This window comes from Pseudomonas sp. LFM046, assembly GCF_000949385.2.
In the GTDB taxonomy this organism is placed as follows: domain Bacteria; phylum Pseudomonadota; class Gammaproteobacteria; order Pseudomonadales; family Pseudomonadaceae; genus Metapseudomonas.
In genome coordinates, this window is the sequence record NZ_JYKO02000001.1 from 3,055,186 (window position 1) to 3,075,193 (window position 20,008).

Consider the following 20,008-nt stretch of genomic DNA (forward strand, 5'->3'; position numbering starts at 1 on the left):
GGGCGAATTCATTCGCCAAGGGACAGCGCAGCTGCCCCCATCTGGGCCTGAACGTGGCGGGCCTCCCACCCGCTTGGCGATTGAAATCGCCCCCACAGGTAAAGCAGCCGTGCCCATGCGAGGGACGGCGCTCGAAATCAGAACAGCGTCCAGGTGTAGGAGAGGATCAGCCGGTTCTCATCGATATCGGAGCGGTAGTTGGAACGGGCCGTGACGTTGCGCACGCGCACGCCGAGACCCTTCAGTGTGCCGCCCTGGACGACGTAGCTGACATCCAGGTCGCGCTCCCAGTCCTTGCCTTCGAAGCCCTGGCCGGTATCCACGTTGTCGCCGGTGATGTAGCGGGTGCTCGCCACCAGGCCGGGCACACCGAGGGCGGCGAAGTCGTAGTCGTACCGCGCCTGCCAGGAGCGCTCGTCGGCGAAGGCGAACTCGTAGGTGGGCACCTCGTTGCCCAGCGGGCTGACGTTGGCGAACACGCGCGGGAAGGAGCTGTCGCCATAAATGGCCTGGTAGCCGACATAGAAGGTGTGGCCGCCGTGCCTGGCCGACAGCAACGAGTAGAAGGCCTGGTTGTCGATCGCGCCGATCAGCTGCTTGCCGTCCTCGCTGGCGTCGAAATAGCCGAGGTTCGCGCCCAGCACCCAGTCCCCCAGCGGTTCGCTGTGCTTGAGCCCGACGAAGCGCTGGTCGTAGATGTCTTCCAGCTGCGCGTACCAGGCGCTGACCGTGGTGCGGTTTGAGTTGAAGGCATAGTCGCCACCGGCGTAGTTGAAGGCGTCGCTCGATGCCTGGCGCTGCGGCAGGTGGCCGAGCATGGCCTGCATCTTCTCGTCACCCGCCTCGTTGCGCAGGCTGGTGGAGGTCAGGTGACCGCCCTGCAAGGTCAAACCGGCAATCTCGTTGGAGGTGACGCTGGCCCCCTGGTAGCTGGGCGGCAGCAGGCGGATGTCGCTGAACACCAGCACCGGCAGGTTCGGTTGCAGTTCGCCCACCTTCAGCTCGGTCTTCGACAGCCGCATCTTACCGGCCACGCCCAGGCGGCTGTATTCGTCGGCGGCCTCGCCGTCGTCCTGCACCGGCAGCAGACCGGTGTTCACCCGACCAGGGCTGCTGTCCAGCTTGATACCCAACGTGCCGATGGCGTCCAGGCCGAACCCCACCACGCCGGGGGTGTAGCCGGATTTGAAATTGAGGATGAAGCCCTGGGCCCACTCCTCGGCCTTGGACTGCTTGTTCGGGCCGACGATGTCGGAGAAGTCCCGGCTGAAGTAGTAGTTACGCGCCTGCAGGGTGGCGGTGGAGTCCTGGACGAAGCCGGACTCGGCGGCCTGGGCGAGACCGGCGCTCACGCCGGCGGACAGCAGTACACACAGCTTGCTCGAATGGTTGGTCATGTTGTCGCTCTTGTTTTTATTGGGACAAATCTCCCCCGAGGGCCCTCTTCCGGAGCCCTGCACGTAAGGTGGGGAGATGGATGGCGTCGCTTACGGACAGCTCCCGTGGGCGACGCCCGGATCGGTCAGGGATTGGGTTCCAGCACCTTCTCCCTTTCCGGTGTTGCCTTCGGCACGCGGCGCGCCGTCAGCAGCAGATGGGCGAGGATGCCGAAGATCAGCCCCCAGAACGCCGCCGAGAGTCCGAGAAAGGACATGCCCGAGGCGGTGACGAGGAAGGTGATCAGGGCCGCCTCGCGGTCCTCCGGCACCGCCATGGAACCGGCCAGCGCACCGGCGATGGCGCCGAACAGGGCCAGGCCGGCCAGGGCGGCGATCAGTTCCTTGGGCAGTGCGGTAAAGATCGATACCAGCGTGGCGCCGAAGATGCCCAGTAGCAGGTAGAACACCCCGCCCACCACGCCGGAGACGTAGCGTTTGGCCGGGTCTTCATGGGCCTCACGGCCGGTGCAGATGGCAGCGGTGATGGCCGCCAGGGTCAGGCCATGGCAACCGAAGGGTGCCAGCAGGAGGCTACCAAGGCCGCTGGCGGAGATGATGGGGCTGGCCGGCGTCGGATAGCCCGCATTGCGCAGCACCGCCACCCCCGGCACGAACTGCCCGGTGAGGGCCACCATCACCAGCGGCAGGGCGATGTTGAACAGGCCATGCCAGGTGAACGACGGCGTCACCCATTCCGGGGTGGCGAAGCCGATCACCAGGGCCGAAGCATTGAGCTGTCCGCTACCGGCGGCAATGGCGCAACCTACCAGCAGCACCGCCATCACCGCATAGCGCGGCGCCAGGCGCCGCACCAGCAGGTAGGTGATGAACATGGCCATCACCATCACCGGCTCGTCCTTCAGGGAGGTGAACAGGCGGGTGCCGAAGCTGAACAGGATGCCCGCCAGCATCGCCGCCGAGATGGCCGCTGGCAGCTTGCCGACGATGCGGTCGAAAGCGCCGGATAGCCCCACCAGCAGGATGATGGCGTTGGCCATCACATAGGCGCCCACGGCTTCGGCGGCACTGATGCCCGGCAGCATGGAGACCAGCAGCGCCGAGCCCGGCGCCGACCAGGCGATGATCACCGGCACCTTGTAGCGCAGGCTGAGGGCGATCCCCAGCACGCCGCTGCCGATGGAAATCGCCCAGACCCAGGAGGACAGCAGCTCGGCCGGCAAGCCTCCGCTCTCCGCCGCCTGGAACACGATCACCAGGGGACCGGCGTAGGAAATCATGGTGGCGATGAAACCCGCCACCACGGCGGACAGTGAACAGTCCTTGAACAACGTGCGCATGCTGCCTCCAGGCCAGTGTTGCGATTGCAGGTGGAGCAAGGGTCAGCCTTGGGCGGCAGTCGCTAGCGGCGCAGCCTTGGGCTGACGCTGGTGGACGAAGCACATGGCCAGGGCGGCGATGGCGCCCGGAATGGCGAAGGCCATGAAGTTCAGCTGCAGCGGCAGGTTGATGCCCAGCAGCGCCCCGCCCAGCAACGGACCGACGATGGCGCCATTACGACCGATGCCCGACGCCCAGCCCAGGCCCGTGGAGCGGAACGCCAGGCCGTAGAGCTGCGCGGCGGTGGCGTAGAGCAGGATCTGGGTGCCGATGGTGGTGGCGCCGGCAATGCCGATCAGCAGGTAGAGCACCGGGGTCGGGCTCTTGAAGCCGAGCAGGCTGATGGACAGCGCCGCGACGATGAAGAAAGCCACCACCACCCTGGGCAGATTGTAGCGGTCTCCCAGCCAGCCACCGGCGATGGCGCCGAACATGCCGCCGAAGTTAAGGGCCAGCAGGAAGGACAGACTGGAACCCAGGCTGTAGCCGGCGTTGGCCATCAGTTTCGGCAGCCAGGAGCTCAGGGCGTAGACCATCAGCAGGCAGCAGAAGAAGGCTACCCAGATCATCAGGGTGCGCAGGCCACGGCCTTCACGGAAGAGCTCCAGTACCGGGGCGCCCTGCACTTTCACGTCGTTCAGCACCAGTTCGTCGCGGTCGCTGATCTCGGCGTGCGGGTCGATGCGCTTGAGTATTGCGCGAGCTTTGTCGACGCGGCCCTGGCGCAGCAGGAAACCGACGGATTCCGGCAGGTGCCAGAGGATCAGCGGCAGCAGCAGGAGCGGCAACAGCGCGGCGAAGAACATCGCCTCCCAGCCGAAGCGCGGCAGCATGTAGATGCCGACACCCGCGGACAGCATGCCGCCCAGGGAGTAGCCGCTGAACATCACGGCCACCAGGGTGCTGCGCAGTTTCTTCGGCGCGTATTCATTCATCAGCGCCACCACGTTGGGCATCAGGCCGCCGATGCCGAGGCCGGCCACGAACCGGCAAATGCCGAATTCCGTGGGGCTGGAGGCGAAGCCATTGAGCACAGTGAAGCCGGAGAAGAGCACGAAGCAGATGGCGATCCCCTTCTTGCGGCCGATCTTGTCAGCCAGGGAACCGAAGGTCAGGGCGCCGAACATCATGCCGAACAGCGCGTAGCTGCCCAGGGCACCGGCCTCCAGCGGAGTCAGGCCCCACTCTTTCATCAGCACGGGCAAGACCACGCCGTAGATGAACAGGTCATAGCCGTCGAAGATGAGCAGAAGCGCGCACCAGCACATGACCATCCAGTGGAAGGGCGTGAAGCGCGCGTTGTCGATGATCTCGTGTACGTCGAGTTTTCGCATGGCATGTGTCTCTTTTGTTGTTTTTGTGTAGAAACCGCAGGGACGGGCGCGTGACGGTGCCCGGCCGGGAACATCTTTGGGGGGCGATTTCAATCGCGAATGAATTCGCCCCCACAGGTTTGAAACAGCCCGGACCGTAGGATGGGTGGAGTTCAACGATACCCATCGCCGTTGGAACGATGGGTATCGCTCCGCTCCACCCATCCTACGGGTTGGCTTTGCTGCTTAACCCAGGTCGCCTCCGCCTACCGGCAGGGTCACGCCGGTGATGTAGGAGGCCTCGTCCGAGGCGAGGAAGAGGATGGCTCCGGCCTGTTCGTCGATGGTGCCGTAGCGCTTCATCAGGCTGCTGTCGACGGTCTGGTCAACGATCTGCTGGTACCAGGCCTTCTCTTGATCGTTCTGCTGCGCGGTGTTGCGCGGGATTCGGCGCGGTGGTGCCTCGGTGCCGCCCGGCGCGGTGGCGTTGACGCGGATGCCGCGCTCGGCGTTTTCGAAGGCCAGGCAGGCGGTCAGGGCGTTCACTCCGCCCTTGGCCGCGCCGTAGGGCACGCGGTTCACGCCACGGGTGGCGATGGACGACACATTGACGATGGCGCCTGCGCCCTGCTCCAGCATGTAGGGCAGCGCGGCATGGCAGCACCACAGGGTCGGGAACAGCGAGCGACGCACTTCGGCCTCGATCTCGTGCTCCTGGTAGTGCTCGTAGGGCTTGGCCCAGATAGTCCCGCCCACGTTATTGATGAGGATGTCCAGCCGGCCGAAGCGCTCCACCGCAGCAGCGGCCACGCGATGGCAGTCGGCGAACTGTTCGAGGTCGGCGGTCAGGGCCAGCAGCGGGGCGTCCGCCTCCAGCTGATCGACCAGTTCGAAGACCAGCTCGGAACGGTCCACGGCGACGACCCGCGCGCCCTCCTCCACCAGCCGCTCGGCGACCCGGCGGCCGATACCCTGGGCCGCGCCGGTGACCAGCGCGACCTTGTCCTGGAATCTCTTGTACATGGCAGCCCCTTGAAATGGTGTGTGCCCTGCTTCCCGGATTTCATCCGGGCTACGGTTTCATCGCGTGGCGTCAGGCCGCGCTGGCGGCGAACTTCTCGTAGTAGAAGTTGGCCGGCTGGATGCCCTGCTCGCGGATGTACTGGCTGACCGCCTCGACCATGGGCGGCGGGCCGCACAGGTAGACATCCACGTCGCCGTCGTTCAGGTGCTTCGGCTCGATGTGCTGGGTCACGTAGCCCTTCTGCGGGTAGCTGCTCTCGGGGCTGGCCACACAGGCGCTGAAGGTGAAGTTGGGGATGCGCGCGGCGAAGGCTTCGAGCTTGTCCATCTCCACCAGATCGAAGTCGTTGGTGACGCCGTAGATCAGGTGCAGGGAATGGTCGCTGCCCTCCTCCGCGATCTTCTCCAGCATTGCGGTGAAGGGCGCCAGGCCCGTGCCGCCGGCCAGCAACAGTAGCGGGCGGCGGATGTCGCGCAGGTAGAAGCTGCCCAGCGGGCCGGCCAGGGACAGGCTGTCGCCGGCCTTGGCGAGACCGGTGAGGAAGCTGCTCATCAGGCCGCCCGGCACATTGCGGATCAGGAAGCTGACTTCGCCGTCCTTCTGCAGGGAGCTGAAGGAATAGGCGCGGGTCTGGTCGCTGCCCGGTACCTGGAGGTTGACGTACTGGCCCGGCAGGAAGGCCAGTTTCGACAGCGACTCGCCCTTGATGGACAGGGAAATGGTGCTGTCGGAGAGCTGGCGGACTGCGCTGATGCTCGCCTCATAGCTGGCCTGCTGGGTCTTGCAGACATCGGAGGACGCCGGCACGCGCACCACGCAATCGCTTTCCGCGCGCATCTGGCAGGTGAGCACGTAGCCCTGGCCGGCTTCCTCTTCGCTCAGCGCATCCTCGATGTAGTCCTGGCCCATGTCATAGCGGCCGGCTTCGGCGAAGCACTTGCAGGTGCCGCAGGCGCCGTCGCGGCAGTCCAGCGGGATGTTGATGCCCTGGCGATAGGCCGCATCGGCCACGGTTTCGCTGGGATTGGCGTCGATGAAACGGGTGACGCCGTCTTCGAAAGTCAGTGCGATCTTGTGGGACATGGCGCTCACCCTAGATGTGGTAGATGTCGATGACCTGGCGTACGTAATCGTTCTTCAGGACCACTTTCTTCGCCTTGACCAGCGGGCTCTCGCCCCGGATGTCGAGGGTGTAGAAGCTGGTGCCGAAGTAGCTGTCCACGGTCTTGTAGCGGAAGCTCAGGGTGTGCCAGTTGAAACGCACCTTGCACTCGCCATCGGCCACTTCGAGGATCTCGATGTTGCTGATGTTGTGGGAGGTGCGGGTGTCCGGCATGGTCGCGCTGGAGCGGTCGGTCTTGATGCGGAACACGCGGTCTTCCAGGCCGCCACGGGTGCCGTACCAGATCAGCGAGATTTCGGTCTGCGGGTCTTCGGTCAGCTCGTCGCGGTCATCCCAGGACGGCATCCAGAAGCTGGCGTCGGCGGCGTACAGCTCCAGCCAGTTGTCCCAGTCCTTGTCATCCAGGTAGCGCGCTTCGCGATAGAGAAAGTCGCGCACGGCGTCGTAAGAGATGCTCATTGCACGGCCTCCACGGGGATCAGTTGCTGCTCGGCCTCAGCGGCCTTGAGCATGGTTTCCTGCCAGTACTTGTGTTGCAGCACGAACAGGCCTTCGTCCTCGGTGCGCACGCCCGACAACAGCGGATGCAGTTCGATCTCCTTGGCGGCCTCGTCGGCACCTTCCACCCAGTGGGCGGCGCCGCGGGACATGTCGTTCCAGCCACGGCTGCCCTGGTAGCCCAGCTGGCAGGAGCGGAACTCTTCCAGGTCGTCCGGCGTAGCCATGCCGCTGACGTTGAAGAAGTCTTCGTACTGGCGGATGCGCTTGGCGCGGGCGTCTGCGCTCTCGCCCTTGGGCGCGATGCAGTAGATGGTGATTTCGGTCTGGTTGACGGAGATCGGCCGCGCGATGCGGATCTGCGAGCTGAACTGGTCCATCAGGTACACGTTCGGGTACAGGCAGAGGTTGCGCGAGTTCTGGATCATCCAGTCGGCGCGGGCCTGGCCGAAGTCCTGGGCCAGCTCGTCGCGGCGCTCGTACAACGGACGGTCTTCGGGGTTGGCCCAGCGGGTCCAGAGCAGCAGGTGGCCGTGGTCGAAGGAGTAGAAGCCCCCGCCATTCTTGGCCCAGGCGCCGGCGCTCATGGTCTTGATCTCTTCACCCGCCTCGCGCTGCTTGCGCTGGTTCTGGGTGGCGGCGTAGTTCCAGTGCACGGAGCTCACGTGGTAGCCGTCGGCGCCGTTCTCGGCGGTCAGCTTCCAGTTGCCTTCGTAGATGTAGCTGGAGGAACCGCGCAGGACTTCCAGGCCCTCGGGGGACTGGTCGACGATCATGTCGATGATCTTGGCGGACTCACCGAGGTGCTCGACCAGGGGCTTCACCTCAGGGTTCAGGCTGCCGAACAGGAAGCCGCGATAGGACTCGAAACGGGCGACCTTGGTCAGGTCGTGGGAGCCTTCGCAGTTGAAGCTGGACGGGTAACCGGCTTCGGCCGGGTCCTTCACCTTCAGCAGCTTGCCGGAGTTGTTGAAGGTCCAGCCGTGGAACGGGCAGGTATAGGAGGAACGGTTGCCGCTCTTGTGACGGCACAGCTGTGCGCCCCGGTGGCTGCAGGCATTGAGGAAGGCATTGAGCTCACCGTCCTTGTTGCGCGCGATGAAGACCGGCTGGCGCCCCATGTTGAGGGTGAGGTAGTCGTTCTTCTCGGGAATCTGGCTCTCGTGGGCGAGATAGATCCAGTTGCCTTCGAAGATGTGCTTCATCTCCAGTTCGAACAGACGCGGGTCAGTGAACATCTCACGCTTGCAGCGGTAGATGCCTTTCTCCTTGTCTTCCTCAAGCAGGGAATGCAGAAAGTCGAATCCCAGGGACATGGCCAGGGCCTCCGTTGTTATTGTTCAGGCCAGGTCAGGTTAGGGATGCGGCGGGAACGGCAATATCCGCTTTTTGCAGACCGTTATCCGTTTTTTGCAGGGTGGTGAAAGCTGTAACAGATCACTGGAGGCGGAGAACCGTTGTAGGGGCGAATTCATTCGCCACGGGCGGCGCAGTTGCCCCCTGCAATCCCCCCAGGGCACACCTGCGGTCTGCTTGGCGAATGAGTTCGCCCCTACAGAAAGGCATTCGCCCTGGGGATGGACGCCCCGATCAGAGCCCCCGCCGCTTCAACGTGTCGGAAGGCAACTCACCAAACAGGCTCTTGTAGCTCTCGGAGAACCGCCCCAGGTGCAGGAAGCCGTAATCCAGGGCCATCTCGGTGACGTTGCGCACGTTGCAGCTCGGGTCGGCCAGGCAGGCGCGGATACGCTCCAGCTTCTTCTGGCGGATGTAGTGCTTGGGCGTGGTGCCCAGGTGGCGCTCGAACAGCGCATAGAGGGAACGCAGGCTCATGCTGGCCTGGCGGGCCAGGAATTCGCTGCTGATGTCCTGCTTCAGGTTGTGCTCGATGTAGGCCAGGATGCGGTCGAAGGACGCCTCCTGGCAGCCCAGGCTCTCGCGGCTGACGTTGGTCTTCATCAGGCTGAGCATCTTGCTCGCGACGATCTGGGCGTAATGCTCCTGCACCCGCAGCAGCGGATCGCTGGCCTCGGCTTCCTGGCAGACCATGGCCAGCAGGTTGACGAAGCCTTCCAGTTCATCGAGCCGGTAGTTGTTCTGCATGAAGCGCACGCCGGAGCTGGGGCGGTGCCAACGCTGCTCGTCGCAGATGGCTTCCAGCAATGTGGTCGGCATTTTCAGGATGAACTTCTCGCAGTCATCCGAGTAGGTCAGGTCGACCGGGTCGTCGGGGTTGATCAGCAGCAGTTCGCCGGGGGCGAGGTAATGCTCCTGCTTGTGGCCACGCCACAGGCAATGGCCGCTGAGGAGAATCTGCAGGTGGTAGATGGTTTCCAGTGCCGGCGAGGTGACACGCACGGCGCCGCCGTAGCTGATGCGGCAAAGGTCGAGGTTGGCGAACTTGCGGTGGTTGAGGCTGGCCTGGGGATGGCCGGCGGCGGGCAGGCGAATGCAGTGTGACCCGACATGCTGATTCACATATCCGGACACGGCATAGGGGTCTGCACGTTCAAACACCCTACTGCGTTCACTCAGCAGACGACTATCCATCAAGCGGCACTCTTGTCGTTGTTATAGGCCTCGGGCGTCATGCCGCAGGGCAAGCGCCCGAGGTCCGGTTACGGGATTCTATGTGAGCCTTTTCCTACATGCGTCAGCTGGAGATAAACGGTTACGAATCAGCATGATCGGCTGCGCCTCGGAATAACTGCGTTGAGACGTGCTTCGGACTTGTCATTTACAGGTCGTAAACTCCGCGCCCTCAGCCCTTCTCGCCTTGTCCTTCTCTAGCTCGCTCGATCATGGGACTTCATGTCGCGTCGGCGTGGCTGACCAGTCCCTTGATGATCACCGCTGTCGTGGCGATGGCGGCGGGCACCACCAGCGCCGTCAGCACTTGTTCGAAATTCCAGCCCAGGCCCAACAGGGTCGCGCCAATCCAGGCTCCGAGGATGGCGCCGAATCGACCGATGCCGAGCATCCAGGACACGCCGGTGGCACGGCCCTGGGTCGGGTAGAAACGCGCTGCCAGGGACGGCATGGCCGATTGCGCGCCGTTGACGCACATACCCGCGGCCAGCACCAGCGTAGCCAGCAGGGTCGTCGCGCCCAGGCTCTGGCCCACGCAGTAGGCGAAGAATCCGGCCATCAGGTAGAAGACACCGATCACCTTGTGCGGATTGAAACGGTCCATGGCCCAGCCCACGCCCACGGCGCTGAGCACGCCACCGAGCTGGAACAGCGCGCCGATGAACGCGGCCTGTTCCATGCTCGCCCCGCTGTCACGCATCAGCGTGGGCAGCCAACTGGTGAGCAGGTACACGATCACCAGCCCCATGAAGTAGGTCAGCCAGAGCAGCAGGGTGCCGGCGCTGTAGGTGCCGGAGAAGATCACCTTGAAGACGTTGCGGCTCTGTACGGTCTTCTGCTCCGGCACGCTGAAGCCGGCAGCCACCGCCACTTCGCCGGGCGCAATGGGCGAAAGGGCCTTGCGCACCTTTTCCGTGCCCTTGTTGCGCACCACCAGGAAGCGCGCCGATTCCGGCAGCCAGACCAGCAGCACCACCGCCAGAACCAGGGGCAGCACGCCGCCGAGCAGCAGCAGGCTGTGCCAGCCGTAGGCCGGGATCATCTTGGCCGAAACGAAACCGCCCGAGGCCATGCCGAGGTTGAAGCCGCAGAACATGCTGGTCACCAGCAGGGACTTGAGGCGCTCCGGGGTGTATTCGGACAGCAGCGTGGTGGCGTTGGGCATCGCGGCGCCCAGGCCCAGGCCGGTGAGGAAGCGCAGAACGAGCAATTGTTCGAGGTTGGCGCTGAAGGCGGAAATCAGGCTGAACACCCCGAACAGGAACACGGCGCTGACCAGCACCACCTTGCGGCCGAAGCGGTCGGCCATCGGGCCGGAGCCCAGGGCGCCGAACACCATGCCGATCAGCGCGGCGCTCATCACCGGGCCCAGGCTGGCACGGTCGATACCCCAATCCTGGGTGAGCGCCGGGGCGATGAAGCCCATGGCGGCGGTATCGAGGCCATCGAGGAAAACGATGAGGAAGCACAGCAGCACAACGCGCCATTGGTAGGCGGACAGCGGCTGTGTGTTGATGAAGGACTGGACATCGAGGGTGCCCGTGGCGGGCAAGTGGGCTGGGCTGGTCATGCAAGAATTCCTGCTTTGGCCCTCCTCCGCATGCGGGCCGTTCTCTGCGGCCTCTGACGGGGAAGACTCGGACGGGACAGGAATGAGGGCGTGTCCGGTGCTTCTGGCGTCACCGAAACGGACTCTCATTGTTGTTATTGGCCGCGCCGGCTGGTGGCAAGGCTGTGCAGACCTTACGAAGAGTCGACAGGCGGTTCAATTCGATAATCGGCAAAGCGTTCGATAGTCGAACGATGTTTGGGCGTGCGGTGCGCTGCCGGAGGCTGGGCTCCTGTAGGGGCGAATTCATTCGCCAAGCAGGCCGAAGGTCTGCCCTGGGCCTGAAGGGGCCGCTTCGCAGCCCTTGGCGATTGAAGTCGCCCCTACAACAGCTGATTTCGCCGCAGCGCTCAATGGAACAACCGCGTACTCAGCTCCTTGCTCGCCTCCAGCAGCGCCGGCAGGAAGCGGGTTTCCAGCTCCTGGCGGCTGACCCGGCCGACGTGGGTGCCGACGTTCAGCGCGGCCAGCACCTGGCCGGCGGAATCGCGCACCGGCACGGCCACCGAGCGCAGGCCCATTTCCAGTTCCTGGTCGATGATCACCCAGCCCTGGCGGCGGATCTCATCGATGCTGGCCCGCAGCCCGTCGGGGGTATGCACAGTGCGGCTGGTCTTCACCTGCAGGTCGGCATGCTCCAGGTAGTCGTCCAGGGCGGCGTCATCCAGCGCCGCCAGGAGGATGCGACCCATGGAGGTGCAATAAGCCGGCAGGCGGCTGCCCACGCTGAGGTCCACCGAGATCAGCCGGTTGGGCGTGGCCGAACGGGCGATGTAGAGGATTTCGTCGCCTTCCAGGGTCGCCATGGAGCAGGCCTCGTGGAGCTGGTCGCTCAGGCGGTCGAGGATCGGCTGGGCGGTGACTGCCAGCGGCGTCGAGGACAGGTAGGCGTGACCCAGTGTCAGCACTTTCGGCAGCAGCGAATAGGTACGTCCGTCGGTGGTGACATAGCCGAGTTTCATCAGGGTGTGCAGGCAGCGGCGCACGGCGGCGCGTGGAATCTCGGTGCGGTGGCTGATCTGGGCGATGGTCAGGTGGCGCTTGCGCTCCTGGAACGCATGAATGACCGCCAGGCCCCGGGCCAGGGAGGTCATGAAGTTGGGGTCACCGGTAAAGGCTTCGATGCGCTTGGCCGGCGAGGCAATGATCGGAGGGGCCATGGGCGCCAACGGGGCACGTAGTTCTTCGGTCATTCTTGTTGTCCTTGGGGGATCGCAGTCACGGCAAATGCGGCCGATTATCGAACCAAAGTTCGATAATCGCAATTGACCCTGATATCCCCGGGTCTTACTTTTGCCCCCGCCATGCGGCGCCCCGGTCTGATCAGGTGCCTCGGCGCCCGGCAACGGCTTCGCTCAAGAGGCGCAGCCGGAATCCCCCCACCGAGGCAAACGCCACCACCCCGGCGAGCCATGTGGGGGCGAATTCATTCGCCCCCACAACTCCCGGTGCCCGCTCCTTAGAGCAGCTTGCACGCCTCAGCGAACTCCAGGCGCGGTCCGCGCGGGTGTACCTTGGCCGGGTCGCCATAACCCAGGTTGCAGAGGAAGTTGGACTTCACGTGGCTGTCCGGGAAGTGCTCCAGCTGGAAGGCATCGGCCTGCCCGTCGGCTGGGAAGAACTCATGGTCCACCATGGCGTTGTCGAAGCCGGACATGGGTCCGCAGTCCAGCCCCACCGCCCTGGCCGCCAGCATGAAATAGGCGCCCTGCAGTGAGCTGTTGCGCCGCGCGGTGATGCCCGCCAGCTCGGGGGTATCGGCGAACCAGGCGCGGGCGTCGGTATGGGGGAAGAGCTTGGGCAGCTGTTCGTAGAACTTCGTGTCGTAGGCGATGATCGCGGTGACCGGCGCCGCCATGGTCTTGTCCACATTGCCCGGCGCCAGCGCAGGCAGGAGCCGTCGCTTGGCCTCCTCCGTACGCAGGAAAAGGATGCGCGCCGGACAGCAGTTGGCGCTGGTGGGCCCCCACTTCATCAACTCATAGAGCTGGCGCAGGGTGTCGTCGCTGACCGCTTTCTCCAGCCAGGCACTGTGGGTACGTGCTTGCCGGAAAAGCAGGTCCATGCCTTCCTCGCTCAATCGCTTGCTCATCGTCGCCTCCTCCTCACGGTCGTGCGGATGTCCCTTAGAGGATAGCCAGCACGACACGCGTGCCGAGGTACTAGACGAGCAGCCCGAGGAAGCTGCTGATCGTGACGAAGGCCAGTACGGTGCAGACCACCAGTGCCGCGGCACAGCGGCCTTCGAGCCCGAAGCGTTGGCCCAGGATGGGGTAGATGCTCATCATCGGCGCACAGGCGAAGAGCACGCCGGCCACACGCAGGACAGGGTCCACCGGCGGCAGCAATTGAAAGCTCAGCCATACCGCCAATGGATGCAGCAGCAACTTACCGATGCTGAGCTGCGCAACGTCCTTCACCAGCCCGCCAGCCTTGAGGCCGTAGAGGCTGGCACCTATGACGAAGAGCGCCACCGGCGCCGAAGCCGAGGCCAGCATCTCCACTACCCTGGCCGGTACAGCCGGCAGGCGAACCCCGAGCAGGGCCAGTGCGAGGCCTATGCTGATGGCGATGATTATCGGGTTGCGCAACAGGCGCATGAAGGTGTCCAGCAAGGCCGCGCGCAGGCTTCCTCCGTTCTGCCGGCCCAGTTCGGCAATCGCCAGGGCCAGGGGAATCATCAGCAGGTTCTCCACCAGCATCCCAAGGGCAAGGGCCACCGCGGCCGGCGCTCCCAGCACCATGGCGACGATGGGATAGCCGATGAAACCGCTGTTGGAAACCGACATGCCCAGGCCGCTCAGCGCGCTGCCGGTGACGCTGTCCTTGCGTATCCACCGGGAGAACAGAAAGCCGCCCCAGAACACCGCCTGGGAGCCGATCCCGTAGGCCAGCAGGTAGGTGGCGTCGAACACCTGGTCCAGGGGCTTTTCCAACAGGGCGCGAATTACCAGCGCCGGAAGGGCGAAGGTAATGACGAACTTGCCGAGGCCCAGAACCTGCTCGGGGTTGACCAGCCGCCCACGGGCGGACAGATAGCCAATACCGATCAGGATGAAGATAGGCGCGGTAATTCCAAGTATTTCGAGCATTCAGGACTCTTCAGCAATCAGTTCCCACCGCCCGGCTGCATCGGCTTCAACTGCTGTAACCGACTGCGGGTGCGGGAAAAATCCATGTGGGGTTTGCCTCGGCAGAGGTCGTCGAGGCACGCCTCGCTGGCCAGCAGCAGACGGGTTCCGGCGTCGTAGGCGATGTCGATCAGGTTGACGAAGCGTTGCTGCACGTCGATGGCTTCCTCCCCCAGGCAGGGCACGCCGCTGATGGCCAGGTGACGGAAGCGCTGGCAGAGCCAGAGGAAGTCGGCGCTGGAATGGGGGCGCCGGCATAGCTCGTCGAAATCCAGCCAGGCGCGATTCTCTTCGCTCGCCCTCAAGCGCAACGGGTGGTGATTGACCACAACGTCAATGTCCCGCTCCACGGCGGCGGTCAGGGCCAGTTGGCGCTCGATCCAGCCCTCGGCAAAGCCCGACAGTGGCCAGCAATAGCAGCCCCAGGCCTCCAGCTCACCGCGCCGCTGGCGGTAGTCCTCGCCGCCATCCAGGTTCATCACCTCGAAGCGTCTTTCGAGCAACGCGATGGCGGGCTTGAAGCGTTCCCGGTACAGCGGGTTGGGGCATAGCCCCTCGGGTGGGTAGTTGGAGGTGCAGACCAGGCCGACGCCCTCCTCCACCAGCACCCTGAGCAGGCGACCGAGGAGCACGGCGTCACCGATGTCGTGGACGTGGAACTCATCGAAGCAGAGCAGCTTCGTTTCCACCGCCAGGGCTTTCGCGGCGAGGGCCAGCGGATCGGGCTGGCCCGCGAAGCCGCGCATCCGCGCCTGCAGTTCCTGGAGAAAGGCATGGAAATGCACACGGCGCTTCCCGTTCAGCGGTGCGGCGGCGAAGAAGGCATCCATGACGAAGCTCTTGCCGCGCCCTACCCCGCCCCAGAGGTAGAGGCCGGCGGGTGGACGACGCAGCCAGCCTTTCTTCCCGGCCAGAAGCGACTCCAGCCATTGCCCGAGACGGACAATGGCGGTGCGTTGCGCGCTGTCGGCCCGGTAGCCCCGGGCGTCCAGCAGCGCGTCGAAGTGCCGTTCGATGCGCTGGCCGACGGGTTCGGCCAGTTCATCAAGAGCGGGTTCGCGTTCCCTAGAAGTCAAAGAACACCGTCTCGGCTTCTCCCTGGATGCGGATGTCGAAGCGGTAGGCCAGCTTGCCGTCCACCTCGCAACGGCGGGCCACCAGGGTCTGGCGGCGTTCCGGTTGCTCGATCAGGTTGAGTACCGGATCGGCGGCGTTGGCGGCGGCCTCGTCATCGAAGTAGATGCGGGTCTGCAGGTGGATGTTGATGCCACGGGCAAACAGCGACACGTTGATGTGCGGCGCCATGGGCACGCCGGCGGCGTTTTTCACCACGCCGGGCTTGATGGTGCGCAGGGTCCACTCGCCGGCGTCGAAGGTGGTGGCGGTACGGCCGAAGCTGTTGAACGGCTTCTCCAGGTCGAAGGCCGCGTCATACACGCCTTCGTGGTTGGCCTGCCAGAACTCCAGGAAGGAGTCGCGCACCAGGTGGCCGTTGCCGTCGTAGACGTTGCCCAGCAGCAGGATGTGCTCGCCGGGCGCATCGGCCTTGGCCATCTGGTTCCAGATTTCCTGGTCGCGGGTGGGGTTGCCGGCGGCCGCCAGGGCCAGACCGATGTGAACGTACGGGCCGGCGGTCTGCGAGGGAGTTTCCGGCAGCAGTTCGATAGGCATGCGGGTATCTCCTCAGCGGTTCTCGAAGTGGGTCTTGCGCTGGCCGCGCAGCACGATGTCGAAGCGGTACGCCAGGCAATCCATGGGATTGGCGTTGCTCATGTCGAGTCTGGCGATCAGCGTCTGCACCGCGTCAGGGTTGGCGATGGATTTGACGATGGGGCACATCGGGATCAACGGATCGCCTTCGAAATACAGCTGGGTGATCAGGCGGGTGGAGATGGACGGCCCGCTGATGGAGAAGTGGATATGGGCCGGACGCCAGTCGTTCGGACCGTTGCGCCACGGGTACGGACCCGGCTTGATGGTGCGGAAGACGTAGCGGCCTTCACTGTCGGTCAGGGCGCGGCCGACACCGCCAAAGTTCGGGTCCAGGGGCGCCAGGTAGCGGTCGTTCTTGTGGCGGTAGCGGCCGCCGGCGTTGGCCTGCCACATCTCCACCAGGGTGTGGGGAACCGGCTTGCCGTACTGGTCCATGACCCGGCCGGAAACGATGATGCGCTCGCCGATGGGCAGCCCGCCGTGGTTGAAGTTGAGCAGCAGGTCGTTGTCGTGCTCGCCCATCTTCAGGTGAGAGAAGTCCGGGCCGCTGGTCTCGGAAACGGACTGCGCAATGCTCACCAGCGCCTGGCGCGGCGACCGGGCGATGGACGTCTTGTAGTCAGGCGTGAAGGCTTTGGGGTGCCAGTTTCGGTCACGAATGACGAAGCGGCTGTTTTCCGCATCGGACATCTTGGTTTCCTCTTCTTGGAGTTGTCAGACGGCCCATCGGGATCAGGCAGGAGGCCGTGGGACGCAGTGTCATCCAGGAGAGACCGGCGGAAAATTGAAATCATGCCCGCCGTCCATAACCAAATGGTTATGTAAGACGCCCTTCTCGATAGTCCAGGGCCGCTTCCCGCAGGGTCTCCGCCGCCCATTGCGCCGACAGGGAGAGCGGCAGGGAGGCATTGCTGCAGATGCCGACCGAGCCGCCGGGCTCCTTGAAGCCCAGATCCAGCTCCACCAGCTCGCCCTTGCTGAGGTCCAGGCGTACCGCGTCCAGCGGCGCGATCCATACCGCGTCGCCGGCCAGCACGTAGCGCCGGCTGAGCGCCAGGGACAGGGTCTCCAGGCGCTGGCGCGGCGGGCTGATGCCGCTCTGCACGAAAAAGCCGTCGGCATGCTTGCGGATGGTGGTGCCGGCCAGCGGCAGCACCAGGGGGAAACCGTCCAGGGAGCGGCGGTCGGCACCCTCCGCCAGCAGCGGATGCCCCGCGCGCACCACCAGGGTCATGGATTCGCTGTACAAGTGCTCGAAGGTCAGACCGTGGATCTCCGGGTTATCCGTCATCCGCCCAACCACCAGGTCCAGCTCGCCGACGCGCAATTGCGACAGCAGGTAGGCGCCCGGCCCGGTGAGCACGCTGACCACCAGCGATGGATGGCGCTGATGCAGCCGCCGCACCATTTCCGGCACCAGCAGGCCTTCCACCGTGGACAGCACGCCCAGGCGGACCGTACCGGCGGCGTACTCACCTTCCCGCAGGCTGTTCACCCCATCCCGCAGCGCCTGCACGCAGGGCCCGGCGTAGCGCATGAAGGCCAGCCCCGCCTCGGTCAGGCTGACGCCGCTCTTGCTGCGTTCGAACAGGCTGGCGTCGAGGACTTCCTCCAGCTCCTTGAGGGTCTTGGAAATGGCCGGCTGGGTCACCGCCATCTGGTCGGCCGCACGCGCCAGGCTGCCCTGACGCGCGACTTCGAGAAAGCACAACAGATGGCGGAATTTGATGCGGTTATCGATGTTCAACGGCAGGTCCTGATCACGGCTGGCCTGCGAAGGCTAGCTCAAGGACGGGGCCTCGAACACCCGGGGAAGAGCTGATTGGAGCCGTAGGGTGGATAGCGCTCTTCTATCCACCATCGACGTCCGGTCGAAACCTCGCTGGTGGAAATGGAAAGCGATTTCCACCCTACGTCGTGCCACCTAGAGGGCGCACACTTTGCCCGCCAGCTCCACCCGGCCGAAACGCGCACTCGCCTCCAGCGGTGTGATCACCAGCAGCCTGTCCATGCGCACGGAACAAGGCCCGTCCTCCACCTCCAGCACGAAGAACTCCTCCTTCTCTGCGCTGGTGTAAGTGGTCAGCGCCCTGGCCTCGAATCCACCCCCGCCCACCAATTCCACCCGCACGAGGTAGCGATAGAGGCAGGCGATTTCCAGGAGGTCGTGCAAGTCGCAGTCCAGGGGCTGGTACATGTTCCGCTCCTTACTTCAGGTCAGCGATGGCGGCGCCGAAGTTGATGTGCAGCACCTGGCCGCCCACCACCAGGGCCGGGACCGACTGCACGCCGGCGGCTTCAGCCTCGGCAATACGGGCGGGACGCTCGCCCAGGTGAACCACCTCCACCTTCACTTCGGGGGCGAGCAGGTGGAGCAGGTTCTGTTCAGCGGACACGCATACCGGGCAACCGGCGTGGTAGAAGCGGGCGTTGGTCATTTTCGCTCTCCGAGCAATTGGTATCGAATCGATACGTTATCCAGGTTACCCGCGCGCCTCCCTTTGTCAATATAGTTTTTATTCGATACTATCTGTCGACGGAGGTGATCATGACGACCCTATTCGACCTGTTCGAGCGACTGACCAGCCTGATGCGCATCTGGCATCGCGAGCAGCCCCTGCTGGCGGAGCTGCAGCCGGTGCAGCTCAGTGCCCTGGAATACCTGGCGCGCTGCAACCACTACTCGGATACGCCCCTGGCCGTGACCGAGTACCTGGGGCTGACCAAGGGAACGGTGTCGCAATCGCTGAAAGCCCTGGAAGCCAAGGGGCTGATCGAGAAGCGCCAGGACCAGCACGACAAGCGCAGCGTGCACCTGGTCCTCACCCCCGCCGCGCGGGAGCTGCTGGGCGCCGTGACGCCACCGGATTTCCTGGCCAATGCCGCCGCCGAAATGGGCGCGGATGCGACGGAGCTGGAGCGGCTGCTGGGTGAGTTGCTGCGGACCGTCCAGCGCCAGGTGGATGTGCCGGGCTTCGGCTTGTGCAAGACCTGCCGTTTCCACCAGCAACGGGACGGCGAACCCTTCTGTGGGCTGACCCAGGAGCCCCTGAGCCGCCCGTCCATCGAACTGATCTGTCGCGAACACCAACCCCGCGACGATGCAGCCTGAAGGGGCCTCCCTGCCCCACCGGCCTCAGGCGGTCTTCAGGAACAGCTCGCTCCCCTGATCCAGATACTGGTCCACCAGCCACTTGCCGTGGGCGATGGACGCATGCTGCGCCTTGTCCAGTTCCGAGAGGAAGGCATACCGCACCGGCAGTGCAATGCGCCGGGAGGTCACGCCATCAGGCGAGGTGATGTAACAGCCGGCGGCCCAGGGCGTCGGGATGCCCGGGTGCTCGACCACATCGGCGACGATGGTGTAGTTGCGATGGACGCATTGCAGAGTGCTCATGGGGATCACCTCTTTGTCGAAGGCCGGGGCCACGGGTCGTCAGGCCCGGCGGGCGTGGCATGGGGGTTCAACTGAAGGTCGGCACGTGCCTTGCTCACCCCCGGATATAGCACAGGGAGCTGGCCGGGACGTTTCACCCGACCGAGGGTCGACCATTGGCCTGCCGGGTTTTCCGCGAATTGGCTATTCGGCGTGGCCGGCTGCAGCGCTAACGTAGGCCCAACGCCGCAGTTCGCGGAACCCACCTGGAGATAGCCTGATGAGCACACGAATCGAATGGGCCAAGCAAGTTCCCGAAGCCTTCAAGGCCATGCTCGGCCTGGAGCAGGTACTGGCGAAGTCCGGCCTGGAAACCTCGCTGCTGGAACTGATCCGCCTGCGTGCCTCGCAGATCAACGGCTGCGCCTACTGCGTCAACATGCATGCCAACGACGCCCGCAAGGCCGGTGAAACCGAGGCTCGCCTGCAGACGCTCAGCGTATGGGAGGAGACCAACTTCTTCACCGAAAAGGAGCGCGCCACCCTGGCCTGGGTCGAGAGTCTGACCCTGCTGCCCGAACGTCATGCTCCCCAGCACCAGTTCAATGCCCTGCGCGAGCATTTCAGCGAGTCCGAGATCGTCAACCTGACCCTGGCCATCGCCACCATCAACGCCTGGAACCGTTTCGGCGTGGGCTTCGCAATGATGCCCTGAGGCACACCCTGCCCCACCGGAAAGGGCCGCACCTAGCGGCCCTTTTTATTTGAGCTCGGAACGCCACGCCCTGTGTGTCGCGCCACCCACGCCAGCGGAGGCTTCAATGCAGGATTCATGGTTCGAGTTCGAGGCTTTGC

General features: G+C 64.6%; 21 protein-coding genes. 2 read left to right on the top strand and 19 right to left on the bottom strand.

The annotated features are described in order from the left end of the window. Positions 1–137 precede the first annotated feature (137 nt). The 18 genes from TQ98_RS14030 to TQ98_RS14115 all read right to left on the bottom strand — a co-directional run bounded on the left by TQ98_RS14030 (position 138) and on the right by TQ98_RS14115 (position 18,215). Positions 138–1,397: an OprD family porin gene (locus tag TQ98_RS14030; RefSeq protein ID WP_044872405.1), complete on the bottom strand. Its 1,260-nt coding sequence runs from the start codon at positions 1,395–1,397 to the stop codon at positions 138–140. A 125-nt stretch (positions 1,398–1,522) separates the two neighbouring features. Continuing rightward, entirely contained in the window at positions 1,523–2,737 is a 1,215-nt protein-coding gene (locus TQ98_RS14035) for a benzoate/H(+) symporter BenE family transporter (protein ID WP_044872404.1), read from the bottom strand. A gap of 42 nt (positions 2,738–2,779) precedes the next feature. Continuing rightward, positions 2,780–4,111, bottom strand: coding sequence for an MFS transporter (locus TQ98_RS14040; protein ID WP_103102959.1), 1,332 nt, complete (start codon positions 4,109–4,111; stop codon positions 2,780–2,782). A gap of 225 nt (positions 4,112–4,336) precedes the next feature. Then, a complete protein-coding gene (locus TQ98_RS14045) occupies positions 4,337–5,113 on the bottom strand; it encodes a 1,6-dihydroxycyclohexa-2,4-diene-1-carboxylate dehydrogenase (RefSeq protein WP_044872401.1) in 777 nt (258 codons plus the stop codon). Positions 5,114–5,183: 70 nt separating this feature from the next. Beyond that, positions 5,184–6,197 (bottom strand): benzoate 1,2-dioxygenase electron transfer component BenC, encoded by a 1,014-nt coding sequence (benC, locus tag TQ98_RS14050; protein ID WP_044872400.1) that lies wholly within the window; start codon positions 6,195–6,197, stop codon positions 5,184–5,186. A gap of 10 nt (positions 6,198–6,207) precedes the next feature. Then, entirely contained in the window at positions 6,208–6,696 is a 489-nt protein-coding gene (gene benB / locus TQ98_RS14055) for a benzoate 1,2-dioxygenase small subunit (RefSeq protein ID WP_044872399.1), read from the bottom strand. Beyond that, the gene (gene benA / locus TQ98_RS14060; RefSeq protein ID WP_044872398.1) at positions 6,693–8,051 is read right to left on the bottom strand and encodes a benzoate 1,2-dioxygenase large subunit; all 1,359 of its coding nucleotides are present in this window, start codon (positions 8,049–8,051) and stop codon (positions 6,693–6,695) included. The genes benB and benA overlap by 4 nt, the downstream gene beginning before the upstream one ends. Before the next feature lie 274 nt (positions 8,052–8,325). Further along, positions 8,326–9,288, bottom strand: coding sequence for an AraC family transcriptional regulator (locus tag TQ98_RS14065; protein ID WP_177410174.1), 963 nt, complete (start codon positions 9,286–9,288; stop codon positions 8,326–8,328). Between the two features lie 256 nt (positions 9,289–9,544). Beyond that, the gene (locus tag TQ98_RS14070; RefSeq protein WP_044872396.1) at positions 9,545–10,894 is read right to left on the bottom strand and encodes an MFS transporter; all 1,350 of its coding nucleotides are present in this window, start codon (positions 10,892–10,894) and stop codon (positions 9,545–9,547) included. A 389-nt stretch (positions 10,895–11,283) separates the two neighbouring features. Next, entirely contained in the window at positions 11,284–12,126 is an 843-nt protein-coding gene (locus TQ98_RS14075; RefSeq protein WP_044872395.1) for an IclR family transcriptional regulator C-terminal domain-containing protein, read from the bottom strand. 266 nt (positions 12,127–12,392) lie between these two features. After that, on the bottom strand, positions 12,393–13,025 hold the full coding sequence (locus tag TQ98_RS14080) for a malonic semialdehyde reductase (protein WP_044872394.1): 633 nt from the start codon (positions 13,023–13,025) through the stop codon (positions 12,393–12,395). Between the two features lie 70 nt (positions 13,026–13,095). Continuing rightward, the gene (locus tag TQ98_RS14085) at positions 13,096–14,025 is read right to left on the bottom strand and encodes an AEC family transporter (RefSeq protein ID WP_044872393.1); all 930 of its coding nucleotides are present in this window, start codon (positions 14,023–14,025) and stop codon (positions 13,096–13,098) included. Between the two features lie 17 nt (positions 14,026–14,042). Further along, complete coding sequence (gene zapE / locus TQ98_RS14090; RefSeq protein WP_082073199.1) at positions 14,043–15,140, bottom strand: cell division protein ZapE; 1,098 nt, start codon at positions 15,138–15,140, stop codon at positions 14,043–14,045. After that, complete coding sequence (pcaG, locus tag TQ98_RS14095) at positions 15,130–15,735, bottom strand: protocatechuate 3,4-dioxygenase subunit alpha (RefSeq protein ID WP_044872392.1); 606 nt, start codon at positions 15,733–15,735, stop codon at positions 15,130–15,132. Before pcaG ends, zapE begins: the two co-directional genes overlap by 11 nt. Positions 15,736–15,747: 12 nt before the next feature. Beyond that, entirely contained in the window at positions 15,748–16,467 is a 720-nt protein-coding gene (pcaH, locus tag TQ98_RS14100; RefSeq protein ID WP_044872391.1) for a protocatechuate 3,4-dioxygenase subunit beta, read from the bottom strand. 127 nt (positions 16,468–16,594) lie between these two features. Continuing rightward, entirely contained in the window at positions 16,595–17,524 is a 930-nt protein-coding gene (pcaQ, locus tag TQ98_RS14105; protein ID WP_044872390.1) for a pca operon transcription factor PcaQ, read from the bottom strand. A gap of 177 nt (positions 17,525–17,701) precedes the next feature. Beyond that, positions 17,702–17,974 carry a Rho-binding antiterminator gene (locus TQ98_RS14110; protein WP_044872389.1) on the bottom strand — a complete coding sequence of 91 codons (273 nt, stop codon included), beginning with the start codon at positions 17,972–17,974 and terminating at the stop codon, positions 17,702–17,704. A 10-nt stretch (positions 17,975–17,984) separates the two neighbouring features. Then, complete coding sequence (locus TQ98_RS14115) at positions 17,985–18,215, bottom strand: glutaredoxin domain-containing protein (RefSeq protein WP_044872388.1); 231 nt, start codon at positions 18,213–18,215, stop codon at positions 17,985–17,987. 110 nt (positions 18,216–18,325) lie between these two features. Between TQ98_RS14115 and TQ98_RS14120 the strand changes: the two genes are divergently transcribed. Then, a complete protein-coding gene (locus TQ98_RS14120; RefSeq protein WP_044872387.1) occupies positions 18,326–18,889 on the top strand; it encodes a MarR family winged helix-turn-helix transcriptional regulator in 564 nt (187 codons plus the stop codon). Between the two features lie 24 nt (positions 18,890–18,913). Here TQ98_RS14120 and TQ98_RS14125 read toward each other — a convergent pair whose 3' ends face one another. Further along, the gene (locus TQ98_RS14125; RefSeq protein ID WP_044872386.1) at positions 18,914–19,174 is read right to left on the bottom strand and encodes a hypothetical protein; all 261 of its coding nucleotides are present in this window, start codon (positions 19,172–19,174) and stop codon (positions 18,914–18,916) included. Between the two features lie 259 nt (positions 19,175–19,433). Here TQ98_RS14125 and TQ98_RS14130 point away from each other — a divergent pair, with 259 nt between their 5' ends. Further along, entirely contained in the window at positions 19,434–19,868 is a 435-nt protein-coding gene (locus tag TQ98_RS14130) for a carboxymuconolactone decarboxylase family protein (RefSeq protein WP_044872385.1), read from the top strand. Positions 19,869–20,008 lie beyond the last annotated feature (140 nt).